Source organism: Mesorhizobium sp. M0833 (assembly GCF_040319905.1).
GTDB lineage: Bacteria > Pseudomonadota > Alphaproteobacteria > Rhizobiales > Rhizobiaceae > Mesorhizobium.
In genome coordinates this window covers 49,954-70,902 of record NZ_JAMYOQ010000018.1, presented here as the reverse complement: position 1 = coordinate 70,902, position 20,949 = coordinate 49,954, and the positions used below count along the sequence as shown (strand labels likewise).

Sequence of the window (20,949 nt, the reverse complement as noted above, 5' to 3'; positions counted from 1 at the left end):
CCTGCGCTGCCGGCAGTACGAGAAAATTGCGTATCCGGCAATTGAAGCATTCTTTTCCCCAGTCAAGCGGGTTCGAGCAACGCAGCGAGGGCAGTGAAGACCTCGGCGACGGCAAAGGCGCCGGGGTCGACCACGCCGTCGAGCTGGCTGCCAATATAGGCGGACCGCCCGGCCTTGGCCTTGCGCATGGCAGCGGTGGCCTCGGCGCCGCGTCGCGCCGCGACCGCCGCGTCCTCCAGACTGCCGCTATCCAGCGCCTTCAAGGCGGGTTCCAAGGCATCGATCATCGTGCGATCGCCCATCCTCGCTCCACCATAGAAGGACATCCGATCGAGGCCGGCGAGAAGCGCCTTGGGAAGCGTTTCGCCAGACTCCAGCGCCTGCGCGGCGGCGGTGAAGAAGATCGACAGCAGCACGCCGCTAGAGCCGCCCATGCTGGCACTCAGGATGTCGCCCACGGCGGCCAGCGTTGCGGCAGGGTCGGCGAGCGGCAGCGCCGCAAGGCGGCCAAGCACGCTGCGCGCACCGGCCGCCACAGTCGATCCGGTGTCACCGTCTCCCGCCTTGGCGTCCAGTCCGTTCAACGCGCCTTCAAGCGAGATCAGCCGTTCGCAGATGGCGACCACCAGCCGCTCGGTGCGTGCGTCCGGGCTGGCTTTCGACGCGTTGCCCCGGCCGGCGGCTTTGGCCATCGGCACGACGCTGGGTTGGCGAACGGCTCTTGCCGGCAGCCAGGCGTGAGGGCCTACCGGCGCCCGCAACGCCGCTTCGCGCGGCGCATCGAGCCGGATCAGCGACAAGGAAAAGCCGTTCATGTTGAGCGCGGTCATAAGCTGCCCGGGTCCGATCGTCAGCGTGACCTTTCGTGCCAGCGGTGATGCCAACACCGCATTGGCGACAAGCAACATTTCCAGCGGTGGCACCGAACCGAGATTGTTGATCAGCAAGGCGTAGTCGCTGGCGGGATCGAGCCGCGCGGCAAGGCGCTCCGACATGATCGCAACCAGCCTTTCGGCACTTTGCACCGTAATCCGCTCAACGCCCGGCTCGCCATGGATGCCGAGGCCGAGTTCAGCGTCGTCGGCGCCAAATCTTTCGTCATGGCTCTGACCGGGGATCGAGCAGGATGACAGCGATATGCCGAGGGAAACGATATCCGCCGCCGCAGCCCGCGCCGCAGCGGCAACCGTCGCCAGATCGTTGCCGGCTTCCGACAGGTGGCCGGCGATCTTGTGCACGAACAAGGTGCCGGCAACGCCGCGCGGCTGGGCAATATCAGGCAGGGCGATGTCGTCGGCGACGATCACCATCTCGACGTGGAAGCCTTCGGCGCGCGCCTTCTCGGCGGCCAAGCCGAAGTTGAGGCGATCGCCGGTATAGTTCTTGACGATCAGCAGGCACCCGGCGGGACCGGTCACCGCGCGGATGGCCGCCAATACTGCTTCGACGCTCGGCGAAGCAAAGATCTCGCCTGATACTGCCGCCGTGAGCATGCCCATCCCGACGAAGCCGGCATGCGCCGGTTCGTGCCCGGCCCCGCCGCCGGAGATGATGCTGACCTTGCTCTTGTCCCAGTCTGCACGGAGGGCGACCTTGATTTCGGGATAGCCGTCGAGGCGGGCGAGATCGCCGGTGCCGGTCGTGCCGAGAAAGCCGTCCAGGGCCTCAGTTACGATCGTATCTCTGCGATTGAAAAAATGCTTCATTGAATTGGTCCAGTCCGATGCCCGAAATTGCCGGTTGAAAGGTGCCGGGAAAACACTCGCGCAGCGCTCACATCAGCCGTCGCCCATCGGCGCCGAAATACAGCGGCGAGCGATAGCGGATCATGATCCTGTCGCCCTGCGCCAGGTCGGTGTCGGGGCCGGTTAGCGTCACCAGCTTCCTGGTCCCCACCGTCACATGGAGATGGTTCTGGTCGCCGAGATGCTCGACCCAATCGACGACGCCGTCGGCATGGCCGTTCGCCGCCTTCGCGATCGAAAGATGTTCGGTCCGCGCACCGATTGTCCTGGTCCCCGCCGGCGCTCCGCCATCCGGCAGCAGTCCGACCGGCAACAAATTGATTGCCGGTTGGCCGAGCCTGGCCGCGACGTGAAGGTTTGCCGGCTCAGAATAGATCGTGCGCGGCGAACCGATCTGCACCAGCACACCGTCGGCGAGGATGCCGATGCGGTCGGCCATGGTCATCGCTTCGATCTGGTCATGGGTGACGTAGAGCATGGTGGCGCCGAGTTCGGCCTGTATGCGCTTCAGCTCGAGCCTGAGATCGGCGCGCAGCTTGGCGTCGAGCGACGATAGCGGCTCGTCCATCAGGTAGATCGATGGCTTGCGCACCAAAGCGCGGCCGATGGCGACGCGCTGCATCTCGCCGCCCGAGAGTTTGGTCGAGCGATTATTCAGCTTGTGGTGGATGCGCACCATCTTGGCCACGTCCTCGACGCGGCGGCGAATCTGATCCTCCGGCATTTTCCTCGCCGGCGAGCGCAGCGGAAAGGCGAGGTTGTCGTAAACCGACAGATGCGGATAGAGCGAATATTGCTGGAACACGAAAGCGGTGTCGCGCTCGGCCGGCGACAGCGTCGTCGTGTCGTGGCCGGCAATATGGATCGAGCCCGCTTGCGGCCGCTCCAGCCCGGCGATCAGCCTGAGCGTCGTCGTCTTGCCGGCGCCGGTCGGCCCGAGCAGCACGACGAATTCGCCGTCGGCGATATGCAAGTCGAGATTGTCGACGGCGACATGCTCGCCAAAAGCCTTGGTCACGCCTTTGATGTGAACGTCAGCCATGATGCGCTCTCCCCTGGGAGGCCGAGTCATGGATTTCGGTGCGCACCGCACGGCCGGATCCCTTTGCGAACAGCGACAGCCGCGCGCTGTTCAGCGCCAGGCCCACATGATCGCCCGGATTGAGCCGGATTTCGGCCGGCACCCTGGCCTTGATGATGCCGTCTGCCGTCTCCACCGCCACGATCTGGGTAGTGCCGAGATATTCCGTGCCGTAAACAGCTCCGCGCAGCTTCGAAGCGTCGTCGAACCGGATGTGCTCCGGTCGGATGCCAAGCGCCATCTCGGCCGGCGCGACATCCTCGCGCACCTCCGGCACGGCCACCCTCGCGCCCTGCACAACAACTTCCCTGGCGCCCTTTGAAAGGCCGCCGCCGAAGCCGAGGAAATTCATCGGCGGCGAGCCGATGAAGTCGGCGACGAACATCGTCGCCGGCCGATCATAGATCGCGCGCGGGGTGCCGAACTGTTCGATGACGCCGTGGTTCATCACCGCGATCTTGTCGGCCATCGACATCGCTTCCATCTGGTCATGCGTGACATAGACGGTGGTGGCGTGGATGCGGTTGTGCAATTCGCGCAGCTCATGGACCATCAGGTCGCGGAATTCGGTGTCGAGCGTGCCGAGCGGCTCGTCCATCAGGAAACATTTTGGCCGCCGCACGATGGCGCGGCCGAGCGCCACGCGCTGGCGATCGCCGCCGGCTAGCCCGGAGACCGATTTGTTGAGCAGATGGTCGATCCGCAACAGCTTCGCCGTCTCTTCCACCCTGGCCCGAATTTCAGCGCCTGGCATGCCTTGCGCCAGCAGCGGGAAACCGATGTTCTTTCTCACATTCATGTGCGGATAGAGCGCGAACAGCTGGAACACAAAAGCGATGTCGCGCTCGCGGGCACGCCGCATGGTGACGTCCTCGCCGCCAAGCAGGATCTTGCCGCCGGTCGGCAGTTCGAGCCCGGCGATCATACGAAGCGTCGTCGTCTTGCCGCAACCCGACGGCCCCAGCATGACGAAGAATTCGCCGTCCTCGACGACGAAGTTGGAATCCTGCACGGCGACGAAATCGCCGAATGCCTTTCTCAGATGTTCGACCCTGATCTCGGCCATCGTCTACTCCGGAAATTTCGAGACGATGATGAACATCGCCGTGCCAGCCAGCATGGTGACGAACGAATAGGTGTAGAGCGCCAGCGCGAAGGGCTGGAACAGCATCAGGAAGCCGATGGCGATGATCGCCGTGGCGACGTTTTCCATCAGCCCGCGCCTGGCCCAGACGGGCCAGCGCGATTTGCGTTTTACGGTCATGCTCATTTACGCACCGCGCCGAAGGTGATGCCGCGCAGCAATTGCTTGCGAAGCAGGATGGTGAAGACCAGGATCGGCACCAGGAAGATCGTCGTGCCGGCCGCGACCGCCGGCCAGTCCTGGCCGCCTTCGCCGATGATGGTCGGGATGAAGGGCGGCGCGGTCTGCGCCGTGCCCGAGGTCAGCAGCGCGGCGAAGGCGTATTCGTTCCAGGCAAAGATCAGGCAGAAGATGGCGGTTGCGGCAATACCGGTGGTCGCCTGCGGCAGCACGGTGCGCCAGAACGCCTGCAGCCTGGTGTAGCCGTCGATCATCGCCGCCTCTTCATATTCGCGCGGGATCTCGTCGATGAAGCCTTTCAGCAGCCAGACTGCCAGCGACACGTTGACCGCCGTGTAGAGCACGATCATGCCGAGCGCGGTGTCCGACAAGCCGAGCTCCCGATACATCAGGTAGATTGGGATGGCGACGGCGATCGGCGGCATCATCCGCGTCGACAGGATGAAGAACAGAAGGTCGTCGGCGAGCGGCACCTTGAAACGCGAAAAACCATAGGCCGACAGCGTGCCGAGGAACACCGCGCAAAAGGTCGAGCCGAAGGCGATGATCAGCGAATTGACGAAGCGCGGCATGAAGTTCGACGGGCCGGCGATCACCATGTTGCGCTTGCGCACCGTCTCGTCGCAGACCCCCGTCGCCGGTCCCAGGGAGTTGATGTATTCCGGGGTTTGCCGAGTCCGGGTCGAGAACAAGTTGCAGTAGCCCTCGAGGCTCGGCTGGAACAGGATCTTCGGCGGATAGGCGATCGAATCCGGCGGCGTCTTGAAGCTGGTGGCGAAGATCCACAGCAGCGGCACGATCGAGATCAGCGCGTAGGCAACGATGATCGTGCCGGCGACGCGCTTCGACGTGGCCGAGGGTGCGACAACAGAATGGGCTGACGTCAGGCTCATCTCTGCTTCACCTTGTTCAGTGCCTTGACGTAGATGTTGGCCAGGCCGAACACCGCGACGAACAGGATGATGGCGAAGGCCGAGGAATAGCCCGTCCGCCAGCTTTCGAAGGCCTGCCGCTTCAGCGTGATCGAGGCCACTTCGGTAGTCGATCCCGGCCCGCCGCCAGTGAGCAAATTGACCATGTCGAACATCTTGAAGTTCTCGATGCCGCGGAACAGCACCGCCAGCATGATGAAGGGCAGCGCCATCGGCAGCGTGATCGACCAGAACTGCCGCCAGTTGGAGGCGCGATCGACCTCGGCCGCTTCGTAGATGTATTCGGGGATCGAGCGCAGGCCGGCGAGGCAGATCAGCATCACGTAAGGCGTCCACATCCAGGTGTCGACGATTATGATCGACCATGGCGCCAGCGACACGTTGGAGAGCATACTGATCTGCGTTGCCGGAATGCCGGTGACGAACGAGACGGCGTAGGCGAACAGCCCGATCTGCGGCTCGTAGAGGAAGCGCCAGAAATTGCCGACCACCGCCGGCGACAGCATCATCGGCACCAGGATGATGGTCGTCCAGAAGGCGTGCCCGCGGAACTTGCGGTCGATCAGCCAGGCCAGCGTAAAGCCGATCAGCGTCTGCAGCAGGATGGTCCAGAACACGAAATGCGCTGTCGTCTGCATGGCGATCCAGATGTCCTGGTCGGCGAGGATGCGCTTGTAGTTCGCGAGCCCAAGGTTCTTCACCACCTCATTGGGACGATTGGCGCGAAAATTGGTGAAGGACAGATAGATCGCCCAGAACAGCGGGAAGATGTTGATGGCTAAAAGCAACAGGATCGTCGGCGAGATGAACAGCCAGGCGAGGCCCTTGTCGCTGATGCCCCGGACCTTGCGGGCCAACGGCTCGGGCGTAGCCCGGGCAACGCTGTCCGCAGTCCGATTGAGCATGGTCAGTCCTGCTTCGGTCACTTGGATCGTCTCGACAATGGAATTTATCTGAACTGTGTCCCGTGCCAAGGGCGGCACGGGACGGTTCGGTCATGGGCTCGGGAGGAGCCGGTTACATCTTGCCCCGGTTACATCTTGCCATCGTCCTGGAAGACCTCGGTCCAGTCCTTGACGAGGCCGTCGAGCGCATCCTTGGCCGAGCCTTGCCCGGCAACGACATAGTCGTGGAAGCGCTTTTGTGATGCCTGCAGCAGCGGGGCATAGCTCGGCTCGGCCCAGAAGTCCTTCACGATGGCCATCGAGTCGAGGAAGGTCTGCGCGTAGGGCTGGCTGGCCGGGAAGCCCGGATCCTTGACGACCGCGTTGAGGCAGGAATAGCCGCCGAGCGACCACCATTTGGACTGCACGTCCTTGTTGGCAAACCATTTGATGTATTTGAGCGCGGCTTCCTGCTTGTCGGAATAGGAGACCACCGAGATGCCCTGGCCGCCGAGCTGGGCGAACTGGTCGCCGTCCGGACCTTTGGGATTGACGAAATAACCTATCTTGTCGCCGCCGACATTCTCGTCCTTCTGCAGGCCTGGCCAGGTGAAGGCGAAGTTCATGTGCATCGCCACCTGGCCGGATTTGAAGGCATCGACACCTTCGCCCATGTAGCTGTTCGAGGCGCCGGGAGGCGTGCAGCAGTCATAGAGCGCCTTGTAGAACTCCAGGCCCTTCACCGATTTATCGGAGTTGACGAAGCCTTCCATCTCGTAGGGCTTTTTCGGGTTTTCGTACTGGAAGCCGAAGCTGTAGAGTACGTCCATGGCGCCCATGGTGATGCCTTCCGAGCCGCGCTCGGTATAGATCGACGCGCCATAGACGGTCTTGCCGTCGATCGCGCGCTTCTGGAAGAATTCGGCGATCTGTTTCAGCTGGTCGAAGGTCGTCGGCGGGCCGAGATCCCAGCCATACTTTTCCTTGAATTCCTTCTGCAGCTCCGGCTTGGAGAACCAGTCCTTGCGGTAGGTCCAGCCGACGACATCGCCCATCGCCGGCAGCGCCCAGTAATTTGGCGAGTTCTTCGGCCATTCCGAATAGCCGACGACGGTCGCCGGCACGAAATCGTCCATGCTGATCTTCTCCTTGTCGAAGAAGTCGTTCAGCTTGACGTAATGGCCGTTCTCGGCGGCGCCGCCGATCCACTGGCTGTCGCCTATGATCAAGTCGCACAGCTTGCCGTGCGAATTCAGCTCATTGAGAAAGCGGTCGGCATAGTTGGTCCACGGCACGAATTCGAATTTCATGCCGATGCCCGTGTCCTTGGTGAAGTCCTTGGATAATTCCACAAGCGCGTTGGCCGGGTCCCAGGCTGCCCAGCAAAGCGTCAGATCTTCTGCCTGCGCGACGTTCGAAACGGCTGTCGACGCAACGAGTGCCGAGGCCAGACCCAACGCCAGTTTAAAGGTCGATTTCATGCCTTCCTCCCATTTGCGAAACGCGTCCGGATGACGGTTTCAAGAGCCCGCTAAACCCCTCTCCTCCGGGGCCTAAACACAGTGGCGGCAACGCCCGGATGTTTAGTAATTTGTTTAGTGATGCAATTTTTACTAAACAACGCAAGCGAATTCGTTGCTGCGCCGCAGCATGGCGGACGAGAGCGATGTGAGAAGCAGCGGTGGCCGGTCTATGTGACCGTCTTGTTGCTGACCGTCACTGGGCGGATCGCTGGGGCCGGTGGCAGCAGCGCGCGGATGTCGGCGAAGGGGAAGACCGGCTCGAAGCGGAAGGCCTCCGCGAACGCCTCGGCTAGGCCGTTGCACTGGCCGGCGCGAAAGGCGTTCAGCGTGCGCGCCGCGTCGACGAAACGCTCGGGATCCTGCGACTGATGCGCCCGGATCGCCTCCGCCTTGAGATCGAAATGCCCGGAGGTATCGACGTAGTGCGTTGGCGAAAACCCGGTGCCGCCGAACGTGTCGGCATGCAGCACGGGCACCGTGAACGACGCTGCTATGCGCACGCCATCCGACAGCGCGCGGTGGTCGCCATGATAGTCGTTCGACGCATGCGTGATCGCCAGATCCGGCCCTATCTCGCCGATCACTGCTTTCAGCGCCGTGATCAGGGCCGCGTCCGCCACCAGCGCTCCATCGGGAAAGTCGAGGAAGCGCGGCGTCACGCCAAGCAGGCCGGCCGCCGCCGTCGCCTCCATGCGGCGCGTGCGGGCCAGCGCGGCCGGATCGCCATAACCGCCCCTGGCGCCATCCGTGGCTACGGCAAAAAAGAGTTCTGCGCCTTGCGCGGCATAGGCCGCCATCGTACCGAACATGAAGATCTCGATGTCGTCCGGATGCGCGCCAAGCGCCAGTATCTTCACTCTCATCTCTCCCGGAAACGGAAAAACGTGCCCAACGGAATTCTGCTCGCTCTCATCGCCTATGCAAGCTATTCGTGCAGCGACGCCGTTGTCAAAAGCCTGGGCGGGCAGTTCAATGTCTTCGAGATCGGCTTCTTCTCGACATTGTTTGCCGGCTGTTTCCTGCTTTTCGCCAGGCCGCCAGGCGAGCGCTGGCGCGATTTCTGGCGCACGACCCGGCCCTGGGCGGTACAGGCCCGCGCCTGGGCCGGCATCGCGTCGGGCGTGCTCAGCGTCTATGCCTTCACCACCATCCCGCTGGCGGAAGTCTATGCGCTGATCTTCCTGGCGCCGCTATTCGTCACCATCCTGGCCACGCTGGTCCTCAAGGAGAAGGTCGGCCCCTGGCGGTGGCTGGCGGTGGTCGCTGGCTTTGCCGGGGTTATGCTGGTTGTCAGGCCTGGTTTTCGCGAGCTGCATCTTGGCCATCTGGCGGCGTTCATCATCGCTTTCCTGGCCGCCACCAGTGTCATCCTGATGCGTTCGCTCGCCGCGCAGGAAAAGCGCACGACGATGCTCGGCGTGCTGATCGGCTACGGCCTGTTCTTCAACGGCGTCGGGGCGGCGGCCACCTCGTTCTCGCTGCCGGATGGCAGGCAATGGGCGTGGCTTGTGCTGGCCGGCGCCTTCACCGCCGGCGGCCAGCTGCTGCATCTGCTGGCGGTCAAATACGCACCGGCGAACCGCATCGCGCCTACGCATTACTCGCAGATCGTCTGGGCGGTGCTTCTGGGCGCGCTGTTCTTCAGGGAATATCCCGATTTTCTGTCGCTGGTCGGGCTCGCCGTGGTCGGCGGTTCCGGCCTGCTGACGATGGTGCGCGAGGAGGTGCGGCTCGGCACGGTGCGCTGGAACCCGTTTTCGCGGACCAGGCTTTGAATCGGCGCTGAGGTTGCGCCGCGACCGTCACCGCTGATATGCGATCGGCGGCAACTGGCTGCACAGCATAGCCCAATGACCACAAAACCCTTGCCGGACCTGCCGGTCTCCGCTGTCTTGCCGGCGCTCGATGAAGCGCTGAGCCATGGTAACAGCGCCGTGCTGGTGGCGCCGCCCGGCGCCGGCAAGACGACTTTGGTTCCACTGGCGCTGCTCGACGCTGAATGGCTCGGCGCCGGAAAAATCATTCTGCTCGAGCCTCGCCGCCTCGCCGCCCGCGCTGCCGCCCGCCGCATGGCCGAATTGCTTGGCCAAGAGCCCGGCGAAACCGTCGGCTATGCCATGCGGATGGAAAACCGCACGTCCGCAAAGACCAGGATTCTCGTCGTCACCGAAGGCGTGCTGTCCCGCATGATCCTCGACGATCCCGAGCTGCCCGGTGTCGCGGCGGTGTTGTTCGACGAGTTCCACGAACGCTCGCTCGACGGCGATTTCGGGCTGGCGCTGGCGCTCGACGTGCAAAGTGCGCTGAGGCCCGACCTCAGATTGCTGGTGATGTCGGCGACGCTCGATGGCGCGCGTGTCGCAAAATTGCTGTTCGGCGCGCCGGTGATCGAGAGCGCAGGCCGCGCCTTCCCGGTCGACATCCGCTATGACGAGCGGCCGGCCGGCATCGCCATCGAGGACGCGATGGCCAGGGCGATCCGCTCGGCGCTTGCCGGGGAGGAGGGCAGCGTGCTCGCTTTCCTGCCCGGCCAGCGCGAGATCGAGCGCACCGCGGAGCGGCTGGCCGGCAAGGTCGGCGCCGACACCGATATCGTGCCGCTCTACGGCATGCTCGACAACAAGACGCAGGACGCGGCGATCAAGCCTGCGCCGCCCGGCCGCCGCAAGGTGGTGCTGGCGACGTCGATCGCCGAAACCTCCATCACCATCGACGGCGTGCGCGTCGTCATCGATTCCGGCCTGTCGCGGCTGCCGCGCTATGAGCCGGCGAGCGGCCTGACGCGGCTGGAGACGGTGCGTGCTTCGCGCGCTTCCGCCGACCAGCGCGCCGGCCGTGCCGGGCGCACGCAGCCCGGCGTCGCCATCCGGTTGTGGCGGGCCGAGCAGACGGCGGCACTGCCGGCCTTTACGCCGCCGGAAATCCTCGAGGCCGATCTTTCCGGTCTGTTGCTCGATTGCGCCGCGTTCGGCGTCGCCGATCCAACCAGCCTGTCCTTCCTCGATCCCCCGCCGGCTGCGGCGCTCACCGAGGCGAGGGCGCTGCTGCGTGCGCTCGATGCGGTCGATGCGGCAGGACGCCTGACGGATGGCGGTGCCGCGATGCGCAGGCTGGCGTTACCGGTGCGGCTCGCCCACATGGTTGCCGAGGCGGCAAGGACCGGACAGACGCTCGAGGCGGCGATGCTCGCCGTGCTATTGACCGAGCGTGGCCTTGGCGGCGAGGGTGCCGATCTCGAACGGCGGCTGATGCGCTTTCACGCCGAAAGATCGCCGCGTGCCACCGCTGCCCGGCAGCTGGCCGAGAGGTTGGCAAAGCAGGCTTCACCCTCCCCCTCGAGGGGAGGGTCGGCGAACGAGCCGAGCGCAGCGAGACGAGAGAGACGGGGCGGGGTCGCCGATGGCGTGCCCGAATCGACCCCGCCCCGATCCGCTACGCGGATCAACCCTTCCCTCAAGGGGGAGGGTAGCACTGCCGGTTCGCTCCTCATCCATGCCTGGCCGGATCGGGTCGCCAAAGCGCGCGGCGAGCGTGGCCGCTTCGTGCTTGCCAACGGCTCGGGCGCCACGCTCGACGCCTCCGATCCGCTGGCCGGCGAGACATGGCTCGTCGTCGCCGACCTGCAGGGCAAGGCGCAGAACGCCCGCATCACCGCGGCGGCAGCCATCGATGAGACCGATATCCGTGCCGCGCTGGCGGAAAGGATCGAGACGCGCCGCGAGGTCAGCTTCGACCGCGACAGGCGCGCGGTGCGAGTGCGCGAGACGGTTCGCCTCGGGGCCATCACGTTGTCCGAACGCATGCTGCCGGCGCCGACCGGTGCGGACGCGGATCGCGCCATCCTCGACGCCTTGCGCGAACACGGCCTGTCCCTGTTGCCGTGGACCAGGGAGGCGGAGACGTTGCGGCAGCGGCTCGGCTGGCTGCATCGCGGCCTCGGCGCGCCATGGCCCGATGTCTCCGATGCCGCGCTCGTCGAGCGCCTCGACGACTGGCTGCTGCCATTCCTTTCCGGTGCCACAGCCTTTACGGCGATTGATCCTAGCGTGCTTTCGCAAGGCCTGATGACGCTGGTGCCGCACGAATTGCAGCGCAAGATCGACACATTGGCGCCGACCCATTTCGACGCGCCGTCGGGCAGCCGGCTACCGATCCGCTATGACGGCGAATGGCCGGTGCTGGCGGCGCGCGTGCAGGAACTGTTCGGCCTCGACCGGCATCCGGCGATCGCCAACGGCACTGTGCCGCTGACCCTCGAATTGCTGTCGCCGGCGCACCGGCCGATCCAGACGACGCGCGACCTGCCCGGCTTCTGGCGCGGCTCCTGGGCCGATGTGCGGGCTGAGATGCGTGGCCGCTATCCCAGGCATCTCTGGCCGGAGAACCCGCTTCTCGCCGCCGCCACCAGCCGCGCGAAGCCGCGCGGTACCTGATGCTTCCCGGACCATGATCACAACCCGAAGGTCCGCGTCAGCGGTCCCGGTTTTCGGAAAGACCTCCAGCGGTTTCCCCTCTATAATCCCGCCATGATAAACATTCTGCACGCGCCCGACTTCCAGCAAAGCCAGCGGCTGCGCCTCAACACGCTGATCAGGCTGCGCTGGCTTGCCATTGTCGGCCAGAGCCTGACCGTGCTTGTCGTCGCCTACGGGCTGAAATTTCCGCTGCCGGTCAGCATGTGTTTTGCGCTGATCGCCTGTTCGGCCTGGATGAACCTGTTGCTGACCTTCCGCTATCCGGCGGCGCATCGGCTTACCCCGTTCTCGGCCTTTGCCATCTTGACCTTCGACAGCCTGCAGCTTGCCGGCCTGCTCTACATGACCGGCGGCCTTACCAATCCGTTTTCGCTGCTGATGACCGTGCCCGTCGTCGTCTCGGCGACGTCGCTGCCGCTGCGATTGACGGCTCTGCTCGGCGCGCTGGTGATCGTGGCGGCGACGCTGCTGGTCTTCTACCACCTGCCGCTGCCCTGGCATGAGGGGGCGCCATTGGCGATGCCGTTCATCTATGTCGCCGGCATGTGGATGGCGGTGTTCTGCTCCATCGCCTTTACCGCGATCTATGCCTTCCGGGTGGCAGAGGAGGCGCGGCTGCTTGCCAACGCGCTTGCCGCCACGGAATTGGTGCTTCAGCGAGAACAGCATCTCTCGGCCCTCGACGGCCTCGCCGCGGCCGCCGCGCACGAACTCGGCACGCCGCTCGCCACCATCACGCTTGTCGCCAAGGAGATGGAGAAGGCGCTTGGCGAAGATCCGAAATACGGCGAGGACGTGAAGCTGCTGCGTTCGCAGAGCGAGCGCTGCCGCGAAATCCTGAAGCGCCTGACCAGCCTTTCCTCCGAGAGCGAAGTGCACCTCTCGCGCCTGCCGCTGACCTCGCTGGTCGAGGAAGTGACGGCACCGCACCGCGATTTCGGCATTTCGATCAAGCTTCGGCCGGGCGAGCGCATCGGCCCGGAACCGGTGGGCCGGCGCAATCCCGGCGTCATTTACGGGCTCGGCAATTTGGTCGAGAACGCCGTCGACTTCGCCCGCAAGAACGTCACCATACGCTGGGAGTGGAACGAGGCCGCCGTCAGCTTCTCGATCATCGACGACGGGCCGGGCTTTCCACCGGAGATCATCGACCGTATCGGCGAACCCTATATGTCGACCCGACAAGGCACCGAAGCCGGCGGCGGCCTCGGCCTCGGCCTATTCATCGCCAAGACCTTGCTCGAACGCTCCGGCGCGACGCTCGATTTCCGCAATTCGAGCGAGCCCGGCGAGGGCGCTATCGTGCAGATATCGTGGCCGCGCAGCGTCTTCCTTAATCCCGAGCAGGCTTCGGCCACCATGTTCGACACGGCCTAAATTGGACAATAGCGTTGCGAAACTATATTTGCGTAAAAATCAGGCAGCAGGATTTTCAGCGCGATGAGTACTGACGAAACGATTGGCGCAATGGTCGAAGGCGAGGACACCTCGCTGCTGATCGTGGACGACGACAAGCCGTTCCTGACGCGGCTTGCCCGCGCCATGGAAACCAGGGGTTTCGTGGTCGAGACGGCGGAGAGCGTCGAGGAGGCGGTTGCCAAGGCGCGCGCCAATCCGCCGGCCTATGCGGTGGTCGACATGCGGCTGGCCGACGGCAACGGCCTCGACGTCGTCGCTGCCATTCGCGAGAAGCGCGACGATGCTCGCGCCATAATCCTTACAGGCTATGGCAACATCGCCACTGCGGTGACGGCCGTAAAGCTCGGCGCCATCGACTATCTATCGAAGCCGGCCGATGCCGACGACATCTTTGCAGCCCTGACCCGCACGGCGGGCGAACGTGCCGCGCCGCCGGAAAATCCAATGTCGGCTGATCGCGTGCGCTGGGAACACATCCAGCGCGTCTACGAAATGTGCGACCGCAATGTCTCGGAAACCGCACGCCGCCTGAACATGCATCGCCGCACGCTGCAACGCATCCTCGCCAAGCGCGCGCCGCGCTAAAAGGTTCTGACTGCAGGCTTGCCCGGCCAGCGCCGTTTGCGCATCATCGCTGGGCGGTGCGTCGGACCTTGCCGCTGATACGACGGAGGCGACATGCAGGACGAAAAGCGGCTGGTCTCCATGCTGCGCGAATTCCTCGACAGCGAGGCGGCCGGCGGCCTCATCCTGATGGCTGCGGCGGCCCTGGCCCTGATCGTCGCCAATTCGCCGCTGGCCGAAGCTTATTTCTCCGCCCTCCATGCCTATCTCGGACCGCTCAGCGTCTCGCACTGGATCAATGACGGCCTGATGGCGGTGTTCTTCCTGCTGGTTGGCCTCGAGATCAAGCGCGAGATGCTCGACGGCCAGCTCTCGACCTGGCCGCGCCGCGTGCTGCCCGGCATCGCCGCCGCCGGTGGCATGGCGGTGCCGGCACTGGTCTACGTCGCCATCAACCGCAACAATCCAGCCGCTCTGTCCGGCTGGGCGATCCCGACCGCCACCGACATCGCCTTTGCGCTCGGCGTGCTGTCGCTGCTCGGCAGCCGCGTGCCGGGCTCGTTGAAGATATTCCTTACCGCGCTCGCCATCATCGACGATCTCGGCGCCGTGCTCATCATCGCGGTGTTCTATACCAGCGGCCTGTCGCTCGCCTATCTCGGCGCCGCCTTCGCCGTCATCGCGCTGCTGGTGGTGCTCAACCGCATGCTGGTGCTGACGCTGCTGCCTTATATCGTGCTTGGTGTCGTGCTGTGGGTTTTGGTTTTGAAATCGGGCGTCCATGCGACGCTCGCCGGGGTCGCGCTGGCTCTCACCATACCGCTGAAGATCTCGTCGGGCAGCGGCCACGATCTCGACCATTCGCCGCTGCACCGGCTCGAACACGGCCTGCACAAAATCGTACCCTTTTTCGTCATCCCGATCTTCGGTTTTGCCAACGCCGGCGTTTCGCTCGGCGGTCTCAGCGCTGCCGCACTAGTCGAGCCGCTGACGCTCGGCGTCGCCGCGGGTCTCGTCGCCGGCAAACTGGTCGGCGTGTTCGGGTCTTCCGCGCTTGCCATCCGGCTCGGATTTGCCGATCTGCCGGTCAATGCCGGCTGGCTGCACATGATCGGTATTTCACTGCTCTGCGGCATCGGCTTCACCATGAGCCTGTTCATCGGCCTGCTCGCCTTCGCCAGCGACGTCGCTCTGCAGGACGCGGTCAAGGTCGGCATCCTCGCCGGCTCTTTCATCGCAGCGATCCTCGGCGCCGCTGTGCTGCTGGTTGCGCCGGCCGCGAGCGGGGCGGAGGAGGCGGAAGAATAATCGCGTGGCGCCTTCGGCCTGAGGCCACCGTCTCCCCGAGGGCGCTATCCGTGCGCAATCATGACGTGGCGGACTGCGGTATAGTCCTCCAGCGCATATAGCGACATGTCCTTGCCGTAGCCGGATTGTTTCAACCCGCCATGCGGCATCTCGTTGGTCAGCATGAAATGGGTGTTGATCCAGGTGCAGCCATATTGCAGGCGGGCGGCCGTCGCCATGGCGCGCGAAACATCCTTGGTCCACACCGACGACGCCAGGCCGTAGTCAGAATCATTGGCCCAGTTCACCGCTTCGTCGACTTCGGAAAAGCGGGTGACCGAGACCACCGGGCCGAACACTTCGCGGCGCACGATCTCGTCCTCCTGCAGCGCGCCGGCGACGACGGTCGGCTGGTAGAAGAAGCCGGAGCCCTCACCCGGCTTGCCGCCCGTAGTGATCTCGATGTGCTTGAGCTCCGAGGCGCGCTCGACGAAGCTCGAGACGCGGTCACGCTGGCGACGCGAAATCAGCGGGCCGATCTCGTTCTCGGTATCATCGGGGCGATCATACTTGAGGGTCGAGACCGCAGCGGAGAGATCCGCGACAAGTTTGTCATAGATCTTCTTGCCGGCATAGATGCGGCAGGCGGCGGTGCAATCCTGGCCGGCATTGTAATAGCCGAAGGCGCGCAGGCCGTTGACCACCGCACCGAGATCGGCGTCGTCGAAGACGATGACCGGCGCCTTTCCGCCGAGCTCGAGATGTGTGCGCTTGACCGATTTAGCGGCGGCCTGCAGCACCTTCTTGCCGGTGGCGACGTCGCCGGTGATCGAGATCATGTTGACCTTCGGATGGTTGATCAGCGTGTTGCCGACGCTGTCGCCGCGGCCGAGCACGACGTTGACGACGCCTTCCGGCAGGATCTCGACGAGGATTTTCGCCAGCTTCAGCGCGGTCAGCGGCGTCTGTTCCGACGGCTTGAAGACGACCGTGTTGCCGCCGGCAATCGCCGGCGCCAGCTTCCAGGCCATCATCATCAGCGGATAGTTCCACGGCGCGATCGACGCCACAACGCCGATGGCGTCGCGGCGGACCATCGAGGTGTGGCCGGGAATGTATTCGCCGGCGACCTGGCCAGGCATCGAGCGGACCGCGCCGGCAAAGAAGCGGTAGCAGTCGACGATCGCCGGGATCTCGTCATTGAGCACGGCATTGATCGGCTTGCCGCAGTTCAGCGCCTCGAGCGCCGCGAAATCCGTTGCCGCAGCCTCGATGCGATCGGCGATCTTCAGGAGATAGCCGGCGCGCTGCGCCGGTGTTGTGCGGGACCAGGTGACGAAGGCTTTTTCGGCGGCAAGTACGGCCGCCTCGATCTGCCCGGGGCTGGCCTCGGGCAGATTGAGTATGGTCGCCCCGGTCTTCGGGTTGAGGATCGGTTCCTCGGTCTCGGTGCCTTTTTCGAATTTCGAGCCGATCAGCATCTGCGTGTCCATGGAAGTCTCTCCCTTATGAACGAGATTATTTGCCCGAACCGGCGATCTGGTCGCCGTCGCGGGTCAGGTAATAGGCAGCGAGGATGGGAAGCAGCGTCACCAGCACCACGACCATGGCCACGACATTGGTGACCGGACGCTGGCGCGGACGGATCAATTCTTCGAGCATCCAGATCGGCACCGTCTGCTGCTGGCCGGCGGTGAAGGTGGTGACGATGACCTCGTCGAAGGACAGCGCAAAGGCAAGCATGCCGCCGGCCAGCAGCGCGGTTGCGATGTTGGGCAGCACGACATGCCGAAAGGTCTGGAAACCATCGGCGCCGAGGTCCATCGACGCCTCGATCATCGAGCCGGACGTGCGGCGGAAACGGGCGACCGCATTGTTGTAGACGACGACCACGCAGAAGGTGGCGTGGCCGAGCACGATCGTCCAGAACGAGAACGGGATTTCGGCCAGCGCGAAGGCTGAGCGCAGCGCGATGCCAGTAATGATGCCGGGCAGCGCGATGGGCAGGATGACCAGCAGCGAGATGGTTTCGCGGCCGAAGAATTTTGTGCGCGACACGGCAGCGGCGCACAGCGTGCCGAGGACCAGCGCGATGGCGGTCGAGATCGCCGCGACCCGCACCGACAGCGATAGCGCCTGCCAGACGTCGGGGCGATTCCAGGTGACGGCGAACCATTGCGTGGTCAGGCCCGGCGGCGGCCAGACGAAGCTCTTCTCCTCGGTGGTGAAGGCATAGACGAAGATCAGCAGAATCGGCAAATGCAGGAAAAGCAGGCCGCCGGTGGCAGCGAGCTTCAGTCCGATCGGCGCGGATGGGCCACGGTCAGAGCGCATCGAAGGCCCCCATGCGCTTGGCGCCCCAGAGATAGAAGCCCATGATGACGATAGGCACCACGGTAAAGGCGGCGGCGAGCGGGATGTTTCCGGCGGTGCCTTGCTGCGAATAAACGGCCTGGCCGATGAACAGCCGCGAGGTGCCGATGATCTGTGGGATGATGTAGTCGCCGAGCGTCAGCGAGAAGGTGAAGATCGAGCCGGCGACGATGCCGGGCAGCGCCAGCGGGAACAGCACGTTGCGGAAGGTCTGCCCGGGCGAGGCACCGAGATCGGACGAAGCCTCGACCAAATTGCCCGGCACGCGCTCGAGTGCGGCCTGCACCGGCAGGATCATGAACGGCAGCCAGACATAGACGAAGACGATGAAGGTGCCGGTTGAGGAGACCGACAGCGAGTTGCCGCCGACGACCGGCAGCGACAGCCAGGCGTCGAGCAGCCACAGAAGATGCAATTTGGCCAGTAGCCACGTCAGGATGCCTTCCTTGGCGAGAATCAGCTTCCAGGCATAGATCTTGACCAGGTAGCTCGACCACAGCGGCAGCATGACGCCGAGATAAAACAGCGCCTTCCAACGGCCGCGCGCATAGCGCGCCGCGTAATAGGCGATGGGAAAGGCGATGACCGCCGCCGCCAGCGTCACCAGCGCCGCCATCGTCACCGTGCGCAGGATGATGTCGAGATTGGCGGCCTGCAGCAGGTCGCCATAAGTCTTCAGCGTGAACTGCCGGTTGATCAGGCCGGAGAACTCGTCGATCGAAAAGAAGCTCTGCAAAAGCAGTGCGAAGAGTGAGCCGATATAGACGATGCCGAGCCACAGGACCGGCGGCAGCAGCATGAGCAGAAGCAGGAATTGCGGCCGGCGCCAGAAGAGGTCGGAGAGCGCGCCACGCAGGCCGCCGCTTCCCGGCAGGATGGCGGGCGCCGTGGCCCGCGGCATGGCAGCGTCCAGGCTCATCCGAGATCGTCCATCAGATGTAACTGCTCGCGGTTGAAGGTGAGCGCCACCGCCTCGCCTTCCCGGGGCAAGGCAGCACCCGCCGGCACGATGACATGCAGCCGCAAGCCCTCTGCATCGAGTGCCAGTCTTGTCGTGGCGCCGAGATAATTGGTCGACACCAGGCGGGCGGCAACGCCGTCGCCCTTGGCCGCCCGGCCGATGCGAATGGATTCGGGCCGCAGGCTGCCCCAGCGATGCTGGCCGGCATAGCGCTGGACGAAATCCGGCGGCAACACGTTGGACGAGCCGACGAAATCGGCGACGAAGCGGGTCTTGGGGCGCTGATAGATGTCTTCCGGCGTGCCGATCTGCATGATCTTGCCATCGTTGAACACGGCGACGCGGTCGGCCATCGACAGCGCTTCGCCCTGGTCGTGGGTGACGAACACGAAGGTGATGCCAAGCGCCTTCTGCAGCGATTTCAACTCCTCCTGCATGTTTTCGCGAAGCTTGAGGTCGAGCGCGCCGAGCGGCTCGTCGAGCAGCAGCACCTTGGGCTGGTTGACCAGCGCACGGGCGAGCGCGACGCGCTGGCGCTGGCCGCCGGAAAGCTGGCCAGGGCGACGCGCCCCGTAGCCGGGAAGCCGCACCAGCGCCAGCGCGTCTTCCGCCGCCTTTTGCCGCTCCGGTCTGCCGATGCCCTTGACCATCAGCCCATAGGCGACGTTGTCGAGCACGTTGAGATGCGGGAACAGCGCATAATCCTGGAACACGGTGTTGACGTTGCGGCGATAGGGCGGCACGCCCTCGGCGCGTTCGCCGAAGATCGAGATCGAACCCGCCGTCGGCTGCTCGAAACCGGCAATGAGGCGCAGGCACGTCGTCTTGCCCGAGCCGGAAGGCCCGAGCATGGCGAAGAACTCGCCCGGCACGATGTCGAGATCGACCGCGTCGACCGCACGCACGCTGCCGAAATGGCGGGAGACTTTTTGGAAGGAAACGGCGGAGGTCATGGGGCTGTCCTGATCTGTCAGGCTCATTAAATTTTCATGCGGTTGCGCCGCCCCTCTTCCGTCTGCCGGCACCTTCTCCCCGTATGGTGGACGGGGAGAAGGGAGGCGCTCTAACGCTGGCGGCCCCCCGTTCTTCACCGGGAGAGGGTAAGGGTGACGGGCAGCGCCGGGCTTCGTAGGTGAGGCGAACTCACCGCCCGCCGATGACGCCGATATAGTCCGACACCCAGCGGTAGTAGGGTACGCACTGGTCGTTCTGGGTGGCGCATTTCGAGACCGGCGTCTTCCAGAACTTGATCTTGTCGAAATTGTCGTAGCCGTTGGTCTTGCAGCCTTCTTCGCCGAGCAGTTCGTTGCCCTTGCAGGCGGCAGGCACCACCGGCAGCGAGCCGAACCAGGCGGAGACGTCGCCCTGCACTTTCGGCGACAGCGAATGCTCCATCCACATGTAGGCGCAGTTCGGGTGGGCAGCATCGGCCTCCATCATCGTGGTGTCGGCCCAGCCGGTAACGCCCTCCTCGGGGATGGTCGAGGCGACCGGCTTCTTTGCCGCGATCAGCGTGTTGACCTGGTAGGGCCAGGAGCCGGAGGCGACGACGCCTTCGTTCTGGAAATCGTCGACCTGGATGGCGGCGTCGTGCCAATAGCGTCCGACCAGCGTACGCTGGACCCGCAGAAGGTCGAGCGCGGCCTTGTACTGGTCTTCGGTCAGTTCGTACGGATCCTTGATGCCGAGCTCCGGCTTGTGGGCCATCAGGTAATTGGCAGCATCGGCGATGTGGATGGGCCCGTCATAGGCCTGGACGCGGCCCTTGTTCGACTTGCCGTCGGGAAGCTTCATTTCCTCGAAGACCACCTTCCAGCTCTTCGGCGCCTCCTTGAACACTTCGGTGTTGTACATCAGCACGTTCGGCCCCCACTGATAGGGGACGCCGTAATGGACGCCGCCGACGGTAAACCAGGGTGCATCCTTCAGCCGGTCGTCAACCGTCTTCCAGCTCGGGATGAGATCGGTGTTGATCGGCTGGACACGCTTGCCTGCGACAAGGCGCAGCGAAGCGTCGCCCGAGGCGGTGACGAGATCGAAGCCGCCCTCGTTCATCAGCGAGACCATCTCGTCGGAGGTGTTGGCGGTCTTGACGTTGACCTTGCAGCCGGTTTCCTTCTCGAACGAAGTGACCCAATCATAGGCCTTGTCGGTTTCGCCGCGCTCGATATAGCCCGGCCAGGCGACGATATTGACCTCGCCTTCGCCTTTGCCGAGCTCCTTGACCTGGGCGATGGCCTGGCCGGAGAAGCTCAGCGCGACCGTCAAGGCAGTGCATGATTTCAGCAATGAATTCATCGTCGATCTCCCATTTTTGCATGACCTCGAAACCGGTTTCGGGCTTCGGAAGAAGATCATGCGCCCGTTCAAAGACATTGGAT

The 20,949-nt window shown here is 64.3% G+C and carries 18 protein-coding genes; 5 read left to right on the top strand and 13 right to left on the bottom strand.

Features of this window, described 5'->3' with window-relative positions; all coding sequences use genetic code 11:
- Positions 1-62: 62 nt before the first annotated feature.
- From NKH98_RS20620 to NKH98_RS20585, 8 genes are all read right to left on the bottom strand, one after another.
- Positions 63-1,706: a dihydroxyacetone kinase subunit DhaK gene (locus NKH98_RS20620; protein WP_352901076.1), complete on the bottom strand. Its 1,644-nt coding sequence runs from the start codon at positions 1,704-1,706 to the stop codon at positions 63-65.
- A 67-nt stretch (positions 1,707-1,773) separates the two neighbouring features.
- Positions 1,774-2,787: an ABC transporter ATP-binding protein gene (locus NKH98_RS20615; protein ID WP_352901073.1), complete on the bottom strand. Its 1,014-nt coding sequence runs from the start codon at positions 2,785-2,787 to the stop codon at positions 1,774-1,776.
- Complete coding sequence (locus NKH98_RS20610; protein WP_352901070.1) at positions 2,780-3,892, bottom strand: ABC transporter ATP-binding protein; 1,113 nt, start codon at positions 3,890-3,892, stop codon at positions 2,780-2,782. The genes NKH98_RS20615 and NKH98_RS20610 overlap by 8 nt, the downstream gene beginning before the upstream one ends.
- A gap of 3 nt (positions 3,893-3,895) precedes the next feature.
- Positions 3,896-4,096, bottom strand: a complete 201-nt coding sequence (locus tag NKH98_RS20605; protein ID WP_352901067.1) for a hypothetical protein — start codon at positions 4,094-4,096, stop codon at positions 3,896-3,898.
- Complete coding sequence (locus tag NKH98_RS20600) at positions 4,093-5,043, bottom strand: carbohydrate ABC transporter permease (protein ID WP_352901065.1); 951 nt, start codon at positions 5,041-5,043, stop codon at positions 4,093-4,095. The genes NKH98_RS20605 and NKH98_RS20600 overlap by 4 nt, the downstream gene beginning before the upstream one ends.
- Complete coding sequence (locus tag NKH98_RS20595) at positions 5,040-5,987, bottom strand: carbohydrate ABC transporter permease (protein WP_302893612.1); 948 nt, start codon at positions 5,985-5,987, stop codon at positions 5,040-5,042. The genes NKH98_RS20600 and NKH98_RS20595 overlap by 4 nt, the downstream gene beginning before the upstream one ends.
- A 128-nt stretch (positions 5,988-6,115) precedes the next feature.
- Complete coding sequence (locus NKH98_RS20590) at positions 6,116-7,447, bottom strand: ABC transporter substrate-binding protein (RefSeq protein WP_352901063.1); 1,332 nt, start codon at positions 7,445-7,447, stop codon at positions 6,116-6,118.
- Between the two features lie 209 nt (positions 7,448-7,656).
- Entirely contained in the window at positions 7,657-8,346 is a 690-nt protein-coding gene (locus NKH98_RS20585) for a PIG-L deacetylase family protein (RefSeq protein WP_352901061.1), read from the bottom strand.
- Between the two features lie 27 nt (positions 8,347-8,373).
- Here NKH98_RS20585 and NKH98_RS20580 point away from each other — a divergent pair, with 27 nt between their 5' ends.
- The 5 genes from NKH98_RS20580 to nhaA all read left to right on the top strand — a co-directional run bounded on the left by NKH98_RS20580 (position 8,374) and on the right by nhaA (position 15,255).
- Positions 8,374-9,264: a DMT family transporter gene (locus tag NKH98_RS20580; RefSeq protein WP_352901058.1), complete on the top strand. Its 891-nt coding sequence runs from the start codon at positions 8,374-8,376 to the stop codon at positions 9,262-9,264.
- A gap of 75 nt (positions 9,265-9,339) precedes the next feature.
- Positions 9,340-11,922, top strand: a complete 2,583-nt coding sequence (hrpB, locus tag NKH98_RS20575) for an ATP-dependent helicase HrpB (RefSeq protein WP_352901055.1) — start codon at positions 9,340-9,342, stop codon at positions 11,920-11,922.
- 93 nt (positions 11,923-12,015) lie between these two features.
- Positions 12,016-13,341 carry an ActS/PrrB/RegB family redox-sensitive histidine kinase gene (locus tag NKH98_RS20570; RefSeq protein WP_352901052.1) on the top strand — a complete coding sequence of 442 codons (1,326 nt, stop codon included), beginning with the start codon at positions 12,016-12,018 and terminating at the stop codon, positions 13,339-13,341.
- Positions 13,342-13,404: 63 nt separating this feature from the next.
- Positions 13,405-13,968 carry an ActR/PrrA/RegA family redox response regulator transcription factor gene (locus NKH98_RS20565; protein WP_023676342.1) on the top strand — a complete coding sequence of 188 codons (564 nt, stop codon included), beginning with the start codon at positions 13,405-13,407 and terminating at the stop codon, positions 13,966-13,968.
- 93 nt (positions 13,969-14,061) lie between these two features.
- Positions 14,062-15,255, top strand: a complete 1,194-nt coding sequence (nhaA, locus tag NKH98_RS20560; RefSeq protein WP_352901049.1) for a Na+/H+ antiporter NhaA — start codon at positions 14,062-14,064, stop codon at positions 15,253-15,255.
- Between the two features lie 44 nt (positions 15,256-15,299).
- Here nhaA and NKH98_RS20555 read toward each other — a convergent pair whose 3' ends face one another.
- From NKH98_RS20555 to NKH98_RS20535, 5 genes are all read right to left on the bottom strand, one after another.
- The gene (locus tag NKH98_RS20555) at positions 15,300-16,727 is read right to left on the bottom strand and encodes a gamma-aminobutyraldehyde dehydrogenase (protein ID WP_352901048.1); all 1,428 of its coding nucleotides are present in this window, start codon (positions 16,725-16,727) and stop codon (positions 15,300-15,302) included.
- A gap of 25 nt (positions 16,728-16,752) precedes the next feature.
- Complete coding sequence (locus NKH98_RS20550; RefSeq protein ID WP_352479858.1) at positions 16,753-17,568, bottom strand: ABC transporter permease; 816 nt, start codon at positions 17,566-17,568, stop codon at positions 16,753-16,755.
- Complete coding sequence (locus NKH98_RS20545; RefSeq protein ID WP_254816389.1) at positions 17,558-18,508, bottom strand: ABC transporter permease; 951 nt, start codon at positions 18,506-18,508, stop codon at positions 17,558-17,560. The genes NKH98_RS20550 and NKH98_RS20545 overlap by 11 nt, the downstream gene beginning before the upstream one ends.
- A 14-nt stretch (positions 18,509-18,522) precedes the next feature.
- Positions 18,523-19,521, bottom strand: coding sequence for an ABC transporter ATP-binding protein (locus NKH98_RS20540; RefSeq protein ID WP_254816125.1), 999 nt, complete (start codon positions 19,519-19,521; stop codon positions 18,523-18,525).
- 190 nt (positions 19,522-19,711) lie between these two features.
- Complete coding sequence (locus NKH98_RS20535) at positions 19,712-20,866, bottom strand: ABC transporter substrate-binding protein (RefSeq protein WP_352901046.1); 1,155 nt, start codon at positions 20,864-20,866, stop codon at positions 19,712-19,714.
- Positions 20,867-20,949 lie beyond the last annotated feature (83 nt).